Annotated in this window: 19 protein-coding genes and 1 tRNA gene; 14 read left to right on the plus strand and 6 right to left on the minus strand. The window is 70.1% G+C overall.

From position 1 onward, the window contains the following. Nucleotides 1-210: 210 nt before the first annotated feature. The 5 genes from ACIA3K_RS02940 (at nucleotide 211) to ACIA3K_RS02960 (ending at nucleotide 6,386) form a co-directional block, all read left to right on the plus strand. Nucleotides 211-2,334: an MMPL family transporter gene (locus ACIA3K_RS02940; protein WP_396798817.1), complete on the plus strand. Its 2,124-nt coding sequence runs from the start codon at nucleotides 211-213 to the stop codon at nucleotides 2,332-2,334. Beyond that, entirely contained in the window at nucleotides 2,324-3,562 is a 1,239-nt protein-coding gene (locus ACIA3K_RS02945; protein ID WP_396798818.1) for an FAD-dependent oxidoreductase, read from the plus strand. Before ACIA3K_RS02940 ends, ACIA3K_RS02945 begins: the two co-directional genes overlap by 11 nt. 56 nt (nucleotides 3,563-3,618) lie before the next feature. Beyond that, on the plus strand, nucleotides 3,619-4,566 hold the full coding sequence (locus ACIA3K_RS02950) for a hypothetical protein (RefSeq protein WP_396798819.1): 948 nt from the start codon (nucleotides 3,619-3,621) through the stop codon (nucleotides 4,564-4,566). After that, the gene (locus tag ACIA3K_RS02955) at nucleotides 4,563-6,248 is read left to right on the plus strand and encodes an insulinase family protein (RefSeq protein WP_396798821.1); all 1,686 of its coding nucleotides are present in this window, start codon (nucleotides 4,563-4,565) and stop codon (nucleotides 6,246-6,248) included. Before ACIA3K_RS02950 ends, ACIA3K_RS02955 begins: the two co-directional genes overlap by 4 nt. Nucleotides 6,249-6,312: 64 nt before the next feature. Next, nucleotides 6,313-6,386 (plus strand) — tRNA-Ile (locus ACIA3K_RS02960). A gap of 738 nt (nucleotides 6,387-7,124) precedes the next feature. Here ACIA3K_RS02960 and ACIA3K_RS02965 read toward each other — a convergent pair. Beyond that, nucleotides 7,125-7,586 (minus strand): hypothetical protein, encoded by a 462-nt coding sequence (locus tag ACIA3K_RS02965; RefSeq protein WP_396798823.1) that lies wholly within the window; start codon nucleotides 7,584-7,586, stop codon nucleotides 7,125-7,127. A gap of 292 nt (nucleotides 7,587-7,878) precedes the next feature. On the opposite strand from ACIA3K_RS02965, the gene ACIA3K_RS02970 reads away from it, so the two are divergent. Then, nucleotides 7,879-8,403 carry a hypothetical protein gene (locus tag ACIA3K_RS02970; RefSeq protein ID WP_396798825.1) on the plus strand — a complete coding sequence of 175 codons (525 nt, stop codon included), beginning with the start codon at nucleotides 7,879-7,881 and terminating at the stop codon, nucleotides 8,401-8,403. Between the two features lie 136 nt (nucleotides 8,404-8,539). After that, entirely contained in the window at nucleotides 8,540-8,887 is a 348-nt protein-coding gene (locus ACIA3K_RS02975; protein ID WP_396798826.1) for a DUF6193 family natural product biosynthesis protein, read from the plus strand. Nucleotides 8,888-9,030: 143 nt separating this feature from the next. Here ACIA3K_RS02975 and ACIA3K_RS02980 read toward each other — a convergent pair whose 3' ends face one another. Then, entirely contained in the window at nucleotides 9,031-9,798 is a 768-nt protein-coding gene (locus ACIA3K_RS02980) for a hypothetical protein (protein WP_396798827.1), read from the minus strand. Nucleotides 9,799-10,165: 367 nt separating this feature from the next. On the opposite strand from ACIA3K_RS02980, the gene ACIA3K_RS02985 reads away from it, so the two are divergent. From ACIA3K_RS02985 to ACIA3K_RS02995, 3 genes are all read left to right on the plus strand, one after another. After that, nucleotides 10,166-10,420, plus strand: a complete 255-nt coding sequence (locus tag ACIA3K_RS02985; RefSeq protein ID WP_396798829.1) for a hypothetical protein — start codon at nucleotides 10,166-10,168, stop codon at nucleotides 10,418-10,420. After that, nucleotides 10,420-10,734, plus strand: coding sequence for a helix-turn-helix domain-containing protein (locus ACIA3K_RS02990; protein ID WP_396798830.1), 315 nt, complete (start codon nucleotides 10,420-10,422; stop codon nucleotides 10,732-10,734). Before ACIA3K_RS02985 ends, ACIA3K_RS02990 begins: the two co-directional genes overlap by 1 nt. Before the next feature lie 114 nt (nucleotides 10,735-10,848). Continuing rightward, nucleotides 10,849-11,088 carry a hypothetical protein gene (locus ACIA3K_RS02995; protein WP_396798831.1) on the plus strand — a complete coding sequence of 80 codons (240 nt, stop codon included), beginning with the start codon at nucleotides 10,849-10,851 and terminating at the stop codon, nucleotides 11,086-11,088. Nucleotides 11,089-11,105: 17 nt separating this feature from the next. Here ACIA3K_RS02995 and ACIA3K_RS03000 read toward each other — a convergent pair whose 3' ends face one another. Beyond that, complete coding sequence (locus tag ACIA3K_RS03000) at nucleotides 11,106-11,522, minus strand: hypothetical protein (RefSeq protein WP_396798833.1); 417 nt, start codon at nucleotides 11,520-11,522, stop codon at nucleotides 11,106-11,108. A 42-nt stretch (nucleotides 11,523-11,564) separates the two neighbouring features. Beyond that, a complete protein-coding gene (locus tag ACIA3K_RS03005; RefSeq protein ID WP_396798835.1) occupies nucleotides 11,565-12,110 on the minus strand; it encodes a hypothetical protein in 546 nt (181 codons plus the stop codon). A 29-nt stretch (nucleotides 12,111-12,139) separates the two neighbouring features. On the opposite strand from ACIA3K_RS03005, the gene ACIA3K_RS03010 reads away from it, so the two are divergent. Together ACIA3K_RS03010 and ACIA3K_RS03015 are read left to right on the plus strand one after the other, a co-directional pair. Continuing rightward, nucleotides 12,140-12,598: a DUF5753 domain-containing protein gene (locus ACIA3K_RS03010; RefSeq protein WP_396798837.1), complete on the plus strand. Its 459-nt coding sequence runs from the start codon at nucleotides 12,140-12,142 to the stop codon at nucleotides 12,596-12,598. Further along, nucleotides 12,588-12,767 (plus strand): DUF397 domain-containing protein, encoded by a 180-nt coding sequence (locus tag ACIA3K_RS03015; protein ID WP_396798839.1) that lies wholly within the window; start codon nucleotides 12,588-12,590, stop codon nucleotides 12,765-12,767. The genes ACIA3K_RS03010 and ACIA3K_RS03015 overlap by 11 nt, the downstream gene beginning before the upstream one ends. A gap of 29 nt (nucleotides 12,768-12,796) precedes the next feature. Here ACIA3K_RS03015 and ACIA3K_RS03020 read toward each other — a convergent pair whose 3' ends face one another. Then, nucleotides 12,797-13,141, minus strand: coding sequence for a hypothetical protein (locus tag ACIA3K_RS03020; protein ID WP_396798840.1), 345 nt, complete (start codon nucleotides 13,139-13,141; stop codon nucleotides 12,797-12,799). Nucleotides 13,142-13,270: 129 nt separating this feature from the next. Here ACIA3K_RS03020 and ACIA3K_RS03025 point away from each other — a divergent pair, with 129 nt between their 5' ends. Then, nucleotides 13,271-14,509, plus strand: a complete 1,239-nt coding sequence (locus ACIA3K_RS03025) for a sulfite oxidase (protein ID WP_396798841.1) — start codon at nucleotides 13,271-13,273, stop codon at nucleotides 14,507-14,509. A 49-nt stretch (nucleotides 14,510-14,558) separates the two neighbouring features. Here the strand turns inward: ACIA3K_RS03025 and ACIA3K_RS03030 are convergent, their stop codons facing one another. Next, nucleotides 14,559-14,963 (minus strand): hypothetical protein, encoded by a 405-nt coding sequence (locus tag ACIA3K_RS03030; RefSeq protein WP_396798842.1) that lies wholly within the window; start codon nucleotides 14,961-14,963, stop codon nucleotides 14,559-14,561. 131 nt (nucleotides 14,964-15,094) lie between these two features. On the opposite strand from ACIA3K_RS03030, the gene ACIA3K_RS03035 reads away from it, so the two are divergent. Continuing rightward, a complete protein-coding gene (locus ACIA3K_RS03035) occupies nucleotides 15,095-15,229 on the plus strand; it encodes a hypothetical protein (protein WP_396798844.1) in 135 nt (44 codons plus the stop codon). The last annotated feature ends 16 nt before the right edge of the window (nucleotides 15,230-15,245 follow it).

Raw genomic sequence — 15,245 nt, forward strand, 5'->3', positions numbered from 1 at the left:
GGGCACGGGGCACGGGGCACGGGGCACGGGGCACGGGGCACGGGGCACGGGGCACGGGGCACGGGGCACGGGGCACGGGGCACGGGGCACGGGGCACGGGGCGGAATGAGAGGTTCGACCCGCTTGGGGCTCGTCGGCCCGGCAGGATGACGATGTCGACTTAGACTCCTGCTGCGTCGATTGATGCGTCGATTCTTGGAGTGAGCGCGAATGTCCGGACGACGGGGCTTCGGCCGGGCCACGCTGGTCGCGGTGGTGGTCGTGCTGGCCTGGTTGGTGATCGGCGCGGTGGCCGGCCCGTACGCCGGACGGCTCGGTGAGGTCTCCACCAACGACAACGCGGCCTTCCTGCCCACTGACGCCGAGGCGACCCGTGCCCAGGATCTCGCCGGTGGGTTCGTCGACCGGCAGACCACTCCGGCGCTGGTCGTCTACGAGCGGTCGTCGGGGATCACCGACGCCGACCGGCAGCGGGTCGCCGCCGACGCGGCCCGCTTCGCCCGGGTGCCGGGCGTCGTCACCCCGCTGTCCCCGCCGATTCCCAGCGAGGACGGCCAGGCGTTACAGGTAGTCGTGCCGGTGGACGACGCCGAGGGCGAGCAGATTGGCGCGGTCGTCCGACAGGTGCGCGACATCGCCGGGGGCGACCGGGACGGTCTCACCGTGGACGTCGCGGGTCCGGCCGGTCTGCTCGCCGACCTGATCGAGGTCTTCTCCGCCATCGACGGGCCGCTGTTGCTCGTCACGCTCGTCGTGGTGCTGGTCATCCTGCTGATCGTCTACCGCAGCCCGGTTCTGTGGGTCTTTCCGCTGCTGGCGGCGGGGATGTCGTACGCCCTCGCCGCGGTCTTCGTCTACCTGCTCGCCGACGCCGACGTTCTCAAACTCAACGGGCAGGCGCAGGGCATCCTCACCGTGCTGGTCTTCGGCGCCGGCACCGACTACGCGCTGTTGCTGATCGCCCGCTACCGGGAGGAGTTGCACCGGCACGAACGTCCGTGGAGCGCGATGCGTGCCGCGTGGCGGGGTGCGGCGCCGGCCATCATCGCGTCCGGCGGCACGGTCATCGTCAGCCTGCTCTGCCTGCTGCTGTCCAGCCTGAACTCCAACCGGGCACTCGGGCCGGTCGCCGCCATCGGCATCGCCGCCACGCTGCTGGTGATGCTCACCTTCCTGCCCGCCCTGCTGGTGCTGGGTGGTCGGTGGGCGTTCTGGCCCCGGCGTCCCCGGGTGGACCAGGCCGACCCGCAGGCCGAGCACGGCATCTGGAGCCGGATCGCCGGCTTCGTGGCCCGGCACGCCCGCCCGATCTGGTTGAGCACGGCCGTCGTCCTGGCGGTGCTCACGCTCGGCCTCACCCAGCTCGGCGCGACCATCCTCGGTCAGTCCGACCTGTTCACCCAGCGCACCGACTCGGTGGACGGTCAGGAGGCGGTCGCCCGGCACTACCCGGCCGGCACCGGCAGCCCGGCCACCATCTTCACCACCCAGCAGTCCGCGCAGCGGGTGGCCGAGGTGGCGCAGGGCGTGCCCGGGGTGGCTGCCGTCCGCCCGTTCAGCGGCGGCCAGCAGGGCGGCCCGCCCGACCGCAACGCCGCCCCGAAGGTCGTCGACGGTCGGGTGCAACTGGAGGCGACCCTGACCGACCCACCGGACAGTGACGGCGCCGAGCGGACCATCCGCGACCTGCGGGAGGCCGTACACCGGGTGCCGGACGCGGACGCCGTGGTCGGCGGCTTCACCGCGATCAACGTGGACACCTCGGACGCCGCGAAGCGCGACCAGAACGTCATCATCCCGGTGGTGCTGGTGGTCATCGCGGTGATCCTGGCCCTGCTGCTGCGCGCCCTCGTCGCGCCGCTGCTGCTCATCGGCACGGTGCTGCTCAGCTTCGCGGCCACCCTCGGCCTGTGCGCGCTGCTGTTCCGCCACGTCTTCGGCTTTCCCGGCGTGGACTCCTCGTTTCCGCTGTTCGCGTTCGTGTTCCTCGTCGCGCTCGGCATCGACTACAACATCTTCCTGATGAGCCGGGTCCGCGAGGAGTCGGTCAAGCGGGGTACCCGGGCCGGTGTGCTCGCCGGCCTCGCCGTCACCGGTGGGGTGATCACGTCCGCCGGCATCGTGCTCGCCGCGACGTTCTCCGCCCTCGCCGTGCTGCCACTGGTGGTGCTTGTCGAGTTGGGTACGGCGGTCGCGATCGGGGTACTGATCGACACGATCATCGTCCGGTCGCTGCTGGTGCCCGCGCTCACGTACGACATCGGGCCGAAGATCTGGTGGCCGGGCCGGTTGTCCCGGACGAACGGCGAGCGGGAGGCGCGCGATGCTGGCTGAGACCGACGTGGTGGTCGTCGGCGGCGGCCTGGCGGGCCTCGCCGCGGCCCGCCGGCTGCACCGCGCGGGCGTGCCCTGGCGGCTGCTGGAGGCCGGCGGCCGGCTGGGGGGTCGGGTCGCCACCGATGTCGTCGACGGGTACCTGATCGACCGCGGTTTCCAGGTGCTCAACACCGCCTACCCGCGACTCGGCACGTTGCTCGACACCGACCGCCTGGACCTCGGATACTTCACCTCCGGCGTGCTGGTCCGTCGGGGCGACGACCTGCTGCGGCTGGTCAACCCGCTGCGTGAGCCGACCGGCGGCCCGCGTACCGCCCTCGCCGGTGTCGGTTCACTGCTCGACCGGCTCCGCTTCGCCGCGCTCGCCACCGGTGCCGCCACGCTGCCGGCGTCCCGCCTGCTCGCCGCGTCGGAGACCACCACCGAGACGGCGCTGCGCCGGGCCGGTCTCTCCGACGCGATCATCGAGGAGTTGCTGCGGCCGTTCCTGTCCGGTGTGTTCATCGACCGGGAGTTGGCGACCTCCAGCCACGTGTTCGCGATGGTGCTGCGCTCGTTCGCTCGGGGGCGCATCGGCCTGCCCGCCGAGGGCATGGCCGCGCTGCCCCGGGCCATCGCCGATCCGCTCCCGGTCGACCTGCTAGACCTGGACACCCCGGTCGCGCAGGTCGCGCCCGGCCTGGTCCGCACGCAGGCCGGCGACATCAGGTGCCGGGCCGTCGTGGTCGCCGTCGACCCGCCCGCCGCGGCCGCGCTGCTGCCGGCTCTGACGACGGTACGGATGCACAGCTACACGACGTACTACCACAGCGCTCCCGAACCGCCGCTTCGCGAGCCGATCCTGCTCGTCGACGGCGACCGCCGGGAGATCGTGGCGAACACGGTGGTGCTCAGCAACGCCGTGCCGACCTACGCCCCGGCCGGCCGGCACCTCGTGGCCACCTCGGTGGTCGGCCCGACGGCCCCGCCCGAACCGACCATCCGGGCCGAGTTGACCCGGCTGTACGGACGATCCACCGCCGACTGGACGCACCTCACCACCGTGTCCGTACCGGCCGCGCTGCCCGCCGCCCCACCCCCGCAGGGACGGCTACGCAAGCCGGTCGCGCTCGGGCAGGGGCTGTTCGTGGCGGGTGACCACCGGGACAGCCCATCGATCCAGGGCGCTCTCGCCAGCGGTTGGCGGGCCGCCGGTGAAGTGCTCGAGGAGTTGCGCGCCGGCTGACCCCGAGCCGAAAACGAGGGCACCGCAGCCGTAATTGATCACCTATGATCGCCGCCATGCCCGCCACCCTCCCGGCGCCCACCTTCGACGTCGCCGACGCGTACCCCGAGGTCAGTGACCTGCACAAGGCGCTCGACGCCGCCGACTGGCCCGCGGTGCGGGCGGTGTTCGCGGACCGCGACCCGGACGGCCGCACGCTGCTCGTCGCCGCGGCCGGCGACAAGGTCGGGACCGAGTCGTTCCTGCGCCAGGTGTACGACGCCGACCCCACCGATCCGCTCGCCGGGACGTTGCTCGGTAACCACCTCATCCGTGCCGGCTGGCGGATCCGCAGCGGCTACCGGGCCAAGTACGTCAGCCGGGAGCAGTTCGACCAGTTCCACGACCATCTGCGTCGCGCCGAACGGGTCCTCATCGACGTCACCGCCCGGTACCCCGACGACGCCGCCGCCTGGACCCAACGGATCACCATCGCGCGGGGCCTGGAACTGGGGCAGAACGAGGCGCGTCGCCGCTACGACCGACTCGCCCAGCACCACCCCCACCACGCGCCCGCCCAGGCGACGCTGCTTCAGCAGCTCTGCCCGAAGTGGAGCGGCGACTGGGACCGCGCCTTCGCCTTCGCCCGCGAGTGCGCGCAGGCCGCGCCCGCCGGCGCGCCCAACGCCGTGGTGCTCGCCGAGGCGCACCTGGAACGCTGGCTCGACTTCGACACCGAGCGGGAACGCGCCGCGTACGTGCGCAGCGCCCCCGTCGTGGACGAGATCATGCAGGCCGGGCAGCGGTCCGTGCTGCACCCGGACTTCGTCGACCGGCCCGGTTGGGTCTGGGTCCGCTCGTCGTTCGCGCTGGTGTTCAGCCTCACCGAGCAGTGGTCCGCGGCGGCCAGCCAGTTCAGAGCGCTCGGCAACCTCGGCTCGGAATTCCCCTGGACGTACGCGGACGACGCCGAGGGCTACACGAAGTACCGCGCGAAGGCGTACGCGAAGGGTGGCCAGTCGTGATCCAGCACCTGGACGTGGACGGGGTGCCCACGCTGCTCGCCCCCACCGGTGGGCCGATGCGCGCCGGGCTGACCTTCCGGGTCGGCACCGCCGACGAGACGCTCGCCCGCGCCGGCACCACCCACCTCATCGAGCATCTCGCGCTCGCGCCCCTCGGCCTGGCCGACTACCACGTCAACGGCGTGACCGCGCCGGCGTTCACCATGTTCCACACGCAGGGCTCCGAGACCGACATCGCGGCGTTCCTGACCGCCGTCTGCGGGCACCTGTCCGACCTGCCGGTCGCGCGACTCGACGTCGAGAAGGACATCCTGCGTACCGAGTGGAGCAGCCGGGGCGCCGCCGCGATCGACGACATCCCGCTGTGGCGACACGGGGCCCGCGACTTCGGGCTCAGCAGCTACCCGGAGTGGGGCCTGGGCGCGCTGACCGCCGACGACCTGCGCGAGTGGACGGCCCGCTGGTTCACCCGGGAGAACGCGGTGCTGTGGATCTGCGGCGACCGGGTGCCCGCCGGGCTCCGGCTGCCGCTGCCGACCGGGGTACGCCAGCCGGTCCCGGCGGTCTCGTCGGCGCTGCCGCAGACCCCCGCGTACTTCGTGCACGGCGCCCGGGCCGTGGTGCTCGACGCCGTGGTGCGGCGCAGCGCCGCGGCGGCCGTCTTCGCCGGCGTGCTGGAACGGGAGCTGTACCGGTCGCTGCGCCAGGAGTCCGGTCTCTCCTACACCGCCACCACCGGGTACGACCCGCGCGGCGACGGCAACGCCACGCTGCGGGCACTCGCCGACGCGCTGGCGGAGAAGCAGGACGCGGTTCTCGGCGGCTTCGTCGACGTGCTCGCCAAGCTGCGGGTCGGCCGGATCGAGCAGGCCGACCTGGACGCCACCGTGGCCAAACGCGAGGATCTGCTCGGCACCGCCGAGGTCGATGCCGCGCGACTTCCCGGGTACGCCCTGAACGTGCTCACCGGGGAACCCAACCTGACCATCGACGAGCACCGGGCCGAGTTGAAGGCCGTCAACCTCGCCGACCTGCACGAGGTCGCGGGCGAGGTGATGGGGTCCGCGCTGCTCATGGTGCCGCGAGGGCTCACCGCCGACTGGGCCGGCTTCGTCGCCGCGCCCACCCACTCGACGGAGATCCTGGAAGGCACCGGCTACTCGGCGAAGGAGGGCAACGCCGCCCTGCGGATCGGCGTCGACGGGGTGACCCTGCTCCAGAGCGACAAGCCGCTGACTGTCCGCTACGCCGACTGCGCGGCCATGCTCACCTGGCCCGACGGAGCACGGCAACTGATCGGCGCGGACGCCATCGTGCTGCACATCGAGCCGACGATGTTCCACCTGCACCCGGCGGCGCTCCCGATCATCGACGCCCAGGTGCCGGCCGACCGGCACATCAGCATGCCGGCACGTACGCCGGACGAGATCCCGCAGCCCTCCGCGCCGGAGAAGCCGGCCCGCGCGCCCGGCGACCGCCCCTGGTGGGAGGTCGTGATGATCGTGGTCAGCGGCGTCGCCGTCCTCGTGGCGGGCGCCGTGAGCCTCCTGGTGACCTACGTCATGGTCGCCGCCGGCACCGAGCCGGGCGAAGAGTGGCTCTGGGGCGTCGTCGTGGCAGGCTGGCTGCTCACTGTTATCCTCGCGTTGCCCATCGTGCTGCTGTGGCGACGGCGGCGGTGATGGGACGGGGCCGCATCGGCGCTGGCCCGTGATCCACCGGGCGGGATAAGATCCGCGCGGTTCCGGGGCGGTAGCTCAGCCGGTTAGAGCAGGGGACTCATAATCCCTCGGTCGCGGGTTCGAGTCCCGCCCGCCCCACCGTTTTCCCTGGTCAGCCATGCTGCCGACGATCCGGGCGCACCGCGTCGAGGTCTGGGCCGACGCCCTCAGTCTGCACCGGGGTCCGCAGCCGCACGACCCGCTGCCCGATCAAGCGGGCCGCGTCGGCCCGGCCCCGGCCTGCTGGCGATGCCCGACGGGGAGATCCGCTCTACCGTAAGACGTCATCGTTGCGAGGCTGCGACGAACGACTCGATCCGGTCTAGGTCGTCAGGTTGCAGGCCGCGGTGTGACTTCGGCGCGATCAGGAGTGCTTGCCCACCGGCGGTCAACTCATCACGTAGAGGGCCCGGTGGGGGCAGTGCCTCGTCGTCAGTCCAGACAAGTTTGCGCCCCTCGGCCAGCACGGCGCGAGCCGCAGCAAGCTTCAGCGGCCAACAAGCAGGACCCCGTGGCATCGGATCAGCAGTGATCGCCCGAGCCAACGGGGGGAGGCGCCACAGGTACTCGATCCGGCGCGCATCGGGGCACCATGTGGTGCACCAACGGATCTCCACGATGCCGGACTCACGGAGGGACCGGATCCGGCCGATCAGAGCTGGCGCCCAGCGGACGATGTATGACACCTGGTCGGTGTCCGACCAGACCTCGCTCTTCCTGGGTGGCCCGCCCCAGCCTGGCCGGTTCGCGTTGATGACCCCATCCACATCCAGCAACCACACGGGGCGTCCGGGAGGCAGATCCATCTTTACTTCGTCGCCACCCGGGCTCATGCCATCAATCGAGGCAGTGGACGTGGACGGCGATGTGCTGTGGCTGAGCGCCGCCCGTGTCTCGGTGTAGGACCTCAAGCTCGACACGGTGCCGGACCGCTGAGGCGGGCTCGTTCTCCTCGCCGACCAGGCAGGTTGGATACGTGCCGTCGCTGTGCAGTGTCCCGAGCACGTCCTGCCAGCTCTCGGCGATCACGGAGTAGATCGTGTCGCCATCGAGAGGGCCCCGCAGCGCCCCGTCTTCCTCGAACGCGATGGACCTGGTGTCGTCGTTCGACCAGGTGACCGTCCCCACGAGCAGCTCCGCCCTGGCAGTGTGCGGATCGTCGCCGAGCTTGGCCGCCCCGAAGCCGCCGATCAGCCCTACGGCGACCAGCGCCAGAGAGAACGCAACCGTGGCGAGACGGCGATGTGGCGGAGTAGGGGCCGCCGCCTCCTGCGTCGTGTCGGGAGATGCCACTGGCATGGGTGCAAGGTACGCGATCGGCGCTTACCGGGCTGGCCCCGAAGTTCCTCTCCTGCAACCGATCCGCGCTGACGTCGCGGATCGGTTGGCGGACGACTGTCGCACGTCAGCCGACGGAGGGCAGCCATCGACGGCCTTGTCTGGTCCCACCTGATGCTTGACGGTTGGTCTAAACAGCCCGCCTTCCGTCGATACTCTTGGTCGCCATCGACACCCTGATGGCTGCCGAAGGCCGCACATCGGTCGACCCTGCGGATCCGGCCGGTGTGCTCAGGCGAGGCGGAGGTGCTTGATGATGGTTCGTCGGCGCTGGCTGTTCTGGGCTGCGGCCGTGGTGGTGCTGGCTGGCTGCGGCTCCGAGGTGAACGACCCGCATGAGGGTGCACTACCCAAGGGGGAAAGCTTGGGGGAGATGCGCCAGCAGGCGGGCGAGGCCCTGGCCCGCTATGACCAGGCGGTTAGCAACGCTGATGGTATAGCCACCGTCACCGTGACACCGCCGCCATGGAACTCCCCACCCGGCATCTCCATCGAATCAGCCACCAGTACCAGAGCCGGCACCCGGTTGACTGTCACCTTCACCGGCACTCGGGAACCGGCAACCAGACCGTGCGGTGCCGACTACCACGCCGAGGCGGTCGAGTCGGCCAACGCCGTCGTCGTGATTGTTATCGCCCAGCCTCACGCCGCCAACGAGGTATGCACGCTTGTCGGCTACCAACGAACTGCCGCTCTGACCTTGGCTCAGCCTCTGCGCCAGCGGGTGGTCCTCGAAGCGAGGCAAGGGCAGCGAGTTCCCCTGACCACCAGCGGGTGAGCACCAGCGCAACGGTCGCACGTCGATCGTGTCAACCATCTGGTGGGACACGAGTGTCAAGCATGTCTCGTGACGGGACAAGCCATCGACGGCCTTGTGACCATCGCGCAGTGGCCGCTCGTGCCAGGATGCTCCGATGGAACCGGCGACTGGGGCGGACGAAGTTTGGCGCGCGCTCTTGGACGACACGCAGGGCTGGTGGGTGGGTCATCCGGTCTTCCGGGCCGCCTATGAGCACCCTACGTTGCGCGCCCTTTACCCCATGGCCACGCACGGAGCGCTCAAGTTCTTTAGGACCGCGTGGAGCTGGCCTGATACCCCCGCCGACGATCTGCCCCTCATCGCCTGCGGCGGCCCTCCCTACCAAGTTATTTCGGCCGGTTACGAGCGGATCATTGGCTTTGCCGTAACGGCGGAAGAAGCCGCAGAGCTGGTGGTGGAGAACCTTCCGCCGGCCCCGGTAGTCCCCGACCCGACGCTCTGATTTGCCGCGTTCGCGCGCTGGAGCGTCGCAGATCAGTTGACGGACGACAGTTGCGCAGGCCGCGTACGCCAGCAGCGTCGGGACCGGGATCGGAGCCGGTGAGGAGCCGGGGTCGCCGCCTGTTCGCTCGATCGCGTCCGTGGTCAGGAGGTCGTCGGGGCGTGGCCCCGAGGGGCTGCTCCCCAACGCACGCCGGGCGGAACGAGGCCGAACCAGGCTCCGATGGCGGCCATCGAGGCGACGAGGTACGCCGCCCACCACCCGAGCAGCGCCCACATACCGTGGCCGACGAGGTCGGCCAGGCCGAGCACGAGGAACACGAGAAAAAGGTAGGCCAGACGGCCGTACGAGAGGCTCCTGCTCTTCGGCAACTCATGGGCCTCGCGGAACGGAATGAGGCTGACCCCGTAGGGACGACGGAGCAGCGTGAAACTCGCCGGCCAGAGCCGCCCGTACCCGGCCACGTCGACCACGCTGACGCCGGGCCCGTGCCGGATCGTAGCCTGACGCGACCTGGTCAGCTCGCGCAACCACGGTTCCCAGACGACACGTTGGTGCAGGACACCGCCCCTGCCCCGGCCGCTCACCGTCAGCCACACGGAGTATCCCTTGGGGCTGGTGTCGGACCCGCCGGCGGCGCTTACGGCGTGCGCCGCAGCGGTGACCCGCCCCGCGCTTCCCGGCTGCTTCCCCAGCGCCAGATGCGCGGTCACCAGGACGCGCCGCGCGGGAGCACGAGCGGCACCCCACCACTGAGCCAGGCGGACGAGCCAGGACAGCACCAGAAAAGCTCCCGGAGCCAGCGTCACGCGGATGACGGCCCCTCCGTGCCCGACCCGCGGGTCGGTACTCAGCCGGTACCCCAGCGCGATGAGGGCGGCCAACGCCACGACACTGCCGATCACGAACATCGGCGCGCGAGCACGCCGATTCGCCGAGCTAGCTGTACCTCCGCTGCTGGCCATGGCGTCCGTCCTACCTGTTCGCCCCCAGACGTAGCCACGACGCTAGCAACGCCGAGCAAGGCTCACATCGCGCGTCCGTTCCAGGATCCCGCTGCGTTGCACGGTGGCGGCAGTTCTCGTGCAGTGCACTGCAGTGCGGTCGCGAACGGGCCCTGAGCTGATCGCTTCGACCCGATGATGAGCGGGCGGTTCGCATCTGGTCCGCGAGAGGTCGACGGATAGCGGAGCAGCGTGCGATGTCGAGCCCAGGTCGGTGGGGGAGCTTCTCGGTTCGCATGCTGCCTCAAGGTATAGGCTGAGCTATAGTTGGCTCATGCCTCACGGCCCCGCCCATCGCTGGGCGATCAGAACGACCAGCGATGTCCGCGACTGGTTGCGCGCGCTCCGCCAGACGGATCCGGCGACATACCGGTCGGTCAACGTAGCGATCGACATGCTCGCGGAGGTCGGACCGGGCCTGGGACGTCCGTTGGTTGACACGCTCAGAGGGTCGAGCATCGGCAACGTGGTTGCCGAGGTCGCCTACGACGGCTGGCTCGCCTTTGAGAGGAAGCGGAGGGAGGGCTGATGAGCGACCTCCATGACTGGGACGACATCCGTGCCGAGTTGCACGACGGGGATGACGACGCGCTCGATGTGGAGCGTGCCCGCACCGAGGCATGGATCAGCGCGTTCCACCTGGCCGAGGAGCGCAAGCGTCTCGGGCTCACCCAGCGGCAGGTTGCCGAGCTGATGGGGGTCACCCCCGGCCGAGTCAGTCAGATCGAGAACGGCGATCTGGAGGCCAATGAGGTCGCGACCCTAAGTCGGTACGCGCGAGCACTGGGCGCCCGGATGCGGATCATCTTCGACTATGGCGGCGATCTCCGTCAGATCGCCTGATCCTGGGCCGAGCCTATGAAGCGCACTCCTGCTCTACGTACCCGCAGGTGAACCACATCGAGGTCCGGCTCGGCGTTGTCACTCCGCAGTGAGTCGAGGGCAGAGGGGCGGTAGGTGGCGGACGAGGATTTTCCCAGCGATCTTTCGGGCCACTTCTGGGCGACATTGGAACACCGCCCCGAACTTGATCGGTGGCGCTTCGAGATCATCGACTATCAGGGCAACATCCTGCTCAGTGGCTTGGCCTGTAGCGAGCGGCAGGCCGCAGCCATTGTCAACGCGTGGGACCAGGTGATCGTGACGTCACCGGACGATGAGGACCCCAGCCTGGATTGGGTCGACGACCTGGAGTGACGCGAGAATCGTCGCTCCTACTCCGGAGAAGGGGGATCCACGTACTCGCCGAACGGCTCGACCGATCCGTCCCATCCGAGCCAGCCCTGTTGGGTCATCCGTCCGTCGGCGTAGATGTAGGACCAGCGAGCGCCGTCCTCACCTTCGAAGTGGACGACCCCGGAGCGAACGAACGGCGCGATCGCGACGTAGAGGGCGATGGCCTGGTGCGACCACTTGGGATCGCCTTCGTCGTCGTGATCGAACTCGATCCAGTCCCCGTCGCGGGTGATCGAGGCCCTGGCCTCGCACGCTATGTCGACTAGCCGCTCGGCCGCATCGGGCTCGTACCAGCCACTCTGCTCGGCCATGGCGGCCTTGGCGGCTGCGGTCGCGGCGGCATCGTCCGACTCCGGTAGGTGCAGACGGCCCGATGGCCATACCGAATATCCCACGGCGGGCAGTCTACGGTCGTCGAGGTTCGGACCACCGACGTGCTAGCTCCGGGTCAGTCCGATGGCGGCGGCCAAGCGGGCGACGTCGGCTGTTGTTCGGCCGGCTCGTAGCGCGGCGGTCAGCGCCTCCCGGGCGACGGGGCGGGTCCGCGTCTCCGCAGGCGCGATGCGATCGGCGTTGGCCAGGGCCTGGCCGGCTGCGCCCGCGTCGCCGAAGTTCAGGTGGGCACGTGCGATGTCGATCAGGTGGGCGGCTCGATGTTCGGCGGGGAGCAGCTGCCAGCCGTTGGCACCGATGGCCCGTCGGTGTCTGAGCACGGCCAGGTGGTGATCGCCGGACCACGTCGCGATCAGGGCGCGAGCGAGGTCGACCGGAGTGGTGCCGAAAGCGACGCCGTCGTGGTCGTGGCAGTTGGCGTCGTCCGCGAGGCGGGCCGCGCGCTCGGTGAGGTCGCCGGCGGCGGTGACGTCCGAGCTGATGGCGGCGGCGAGCGCCGCTTCGATCAGCAGAGTCCCCGCTATGCCCGCATGGCGGGGGTGGGGCGGCGCAAGGTCGATCTGGCGTACGGCGTCCAAGGCGGCCGTCATCGCCAGCCGGCCCCGACCGAGGATCCGTAGTGCCTGCGCGAGGGAGATCGCCGCGAGACCCCCGCGTCGACCAGCGAGTCGCCGCGCGGATGACCCGGCAGGAGGTGTTGCACCGGCAGCCGAATCCGCTGCGGATGCACGCCATCCTCTCCGAGGCGTCGCTGCGTACCGAGGTCGGCGGCCCGGACGTGCTGCGTGAGCAGCTCGACCACCTGGTCGCGGCGAGTCGACTGCCGAACGTGACGATCCAGGTGCTGCGCTTCGAGGCCGGGGCGCACCTGGCTGACAGCAGCGGCTTCGTTCTACTCAGCTTCGAGCAGGATGAGCCACCGCTCGGCTACATCGAAACCCTGGCTGGCGAGCTGTTCCTTGAGTTGAGTCGCGACCTGGCGCGGCTGTCGGCGGCGTACGACAATCTGAAGATGCTGGCGATGTCACCCGCCGAGTCGATCACGTTCATCAAGGAGCTGAGCAAGCATGGAACGTAACGCCTGGCGTACGTCGAGCCGTTCCGGCAGCAACGGTCAGTGCGTGGAGGTGCGTGACCGGGGCACCGGGGTCGACGTCCGCGATTCCAAGGCTCCGGAGGGCGGGATGCTGAGCTTCGCGCCGGCCGCCTGGGCGGCGTTCATCAGCAGCGCCAAGCAGCCGCGCTGACCCGTTCCCGCCGTACGCCGGACCGTTCGTCAGAAGTAGCGGATGGACCAGTCGAACATGCGTACCGGCAGGAGTACGAGGACGACGGTCGCGGCGACGGCGAGCAGTACGCGCACGGTGCGGAGACCCCGCCACCACGGGATGATCCAGAGCAGCAACCACATGGCGCCCGCGATCGCCACATGCAAGCCGACCATCCTGAGGCTGGTCTCCTCGCACATGTTGTCGGCGACTGCCTCCTTGCACAGCGCCGGAGGGCCATTGTTGTCTCCGATGTTTCCCAACACTGCGACGATGCCGGCCAGCACCGGTGCCGCGACGAGGGTGAACAGTGGCGTCACCAACCATCCGGCAAGATCGCGGCGCCGGTCCATGAGCCGCTCCACAGGCGAGACGATACAGCCGGATCTCGATGGGGAATGACCCTCGGGCTGGGCACGTGCAGCACACTCAGTTGCCCCGGGGGGTTTCGGCTTCGCCTATCAAATCGATAGGTTTGGTAGATGAAGAAGAAGGTGGACGAGACCGGGTACGACGCGTTGCGGCTACGACAGTGGCAGGCCGGGCACGCCGAGGGCTTCTCCCGGCGCACGTTCCTCGCGCTCGCCGCTGCGGCCTCAACCGGCACACTGCTGCGTCCCGAGGCGGCGTCGGCCGCCGCGCCGGGGCCGATCGTCAAACCGCTGCCGCCCGAGCTGTTCACCGTGTTCGGGTCGAACGCCGAGATGCGCTGGTCCGCGATGCGCGACCAGGGCTACCTGGTCCCGGTCGACCGGTTCTTCGTCCGCGACCACACCAGCACCCCCATCATCGACGCCGGCACCTGGCGGCTGACCGTCGACGGCGCCGGGCTGCGCGGCGCCCCGGTCGAGTTCAGCCTCGCTGAGCTGCGTCGGCTACCCAGCGAGACCGCGATCGCCGCGATCGAGTGTGCCGGCAACGGGCGCAGCTTCTTCACCACTCAGCAGGGTCAGAGCGTCACCGGCACCGCGTGGACGCTCGGGGCGGTCGGGGTCGCACGCTGGCGCGGTGTGCGGCTGTCCACCGTGCTGCGTCGAGCCGGTCTCTCCCGCCGGGCGGTCGACGTGATGCCGTCCGGGCTCGACCCGAATTTCGTGACCGGCGGCGTCGACCTTGGCCCCGTGCGCCGTCCCATGCCAGTCGGCAAGGCCCTGGATGACGTGCTGCTGGCGTACGAGATGAACGGTGAGCCGCTACTGCCCGACCACGGCCATCCGGTACGCCTGGTGGTGCCCGGCTGGATCGGCGTGTCCTCGATCAAGTGGCTGGGCCGGATCGAGGTCTCCGATCAGCCACTCTTCTCTCCCTGGAACACCCAGTTCTACCGGCTGTTCGGTCCCGGCTATCCCGACGAGGGGCAGCCGTTCGACAAGCAGGTCATCAAGAGCGCGTTCGAGCTCGACTTCGGTGCCACCGTCCTGGCCGGCCGCACCGTACGGCTGACCGGCCGGTCGTGGTCGGCCGGCGGCCCGATCCGGCATGTCGAGGTCAGTACCGACGGCGGCCACCATTGGCGGCGCGCCCGGCAGACGGGCCGCGATCTCGACGCTGCGTGGCAACGCTGGGAACTCGATTGGAATCCCACGATCGGCAACCACGAGCTGCTTGCCCGAGCCACCGATGTGCACGGCAACACCCAGCCGGACGTCGCCCGTTACAACACCCTCGGCTACCTCTTCGACGGCGTGGTCCGTCACCCCGTGTCGGCGGTCGCTGGCTGAACCGCTCGGGCCGAGTCCGGTTCGAGGCCGACGCGAGCCCGCATGGGTCCTATGAAGGGTCGACGTACTCGCCGAACGGCTCGACTGACCCATCCCAGCCGTTCCAACCCTGTTGGGTCATTTGCCCGTCGGTGTAGGCGTAGGACCAGCGAGCACCGTCCTCGCCTTCGATGTGGACGACTCCGGAGCGAACGAACGGCGCGATCGCGGGGTAGAAGGCCATCGCCTGGTTCGACCACTTGGGGTCGCCCTCGTCGTCGTGATCGAACTCGACCCAGTCTCCTTTGCGGGTGAGCGAGGCCCTGGCCTCGCACGCGATGTCGACGAGCCGGTCATTCACGTCAGCCATGTCGGGCTCATACCAGCCACTCTGTTCGGCCATGGCGGCTTTGGCCGCGGCGGTCGCGGCGGCATGGTCCGACTCTGGTAGGTGCAGACGGCCGGAGGGCCACACCGAACATCCCACGGCAGGCGAGGCAGGCGGTCGAGGCCGTCGAGCGGGGGCTGACCGTCGACGACGAGACCCGGTGGAGGATCGCCCGCCTCACGGCGCAGGGCGGTGACGTCCGGGCCGGCGCCGATGCCGTGCACGCCCTGCACGCGGCGCTGGGCGCGGGAATGGCCGGCGTCGACGCGCTGGGCGCCGCGCGGCACGCGCTCGGCGACGGCTGGCCGGCGGTGCGCCAGGACCTGTACCGCCTGGTGCGGGAGACCGGCTGACCGAGAGCATCCGGCA

Origin of the sequence: Micromonospora sp. NPDC051543 (genome assembly GCF_044454415.1) — a bacterium.
Lineage (GTDB): Bacteria > Actinomycetota > Actinomycetes > Mycobacteriales > Micromonosporaceae > Micromonospora.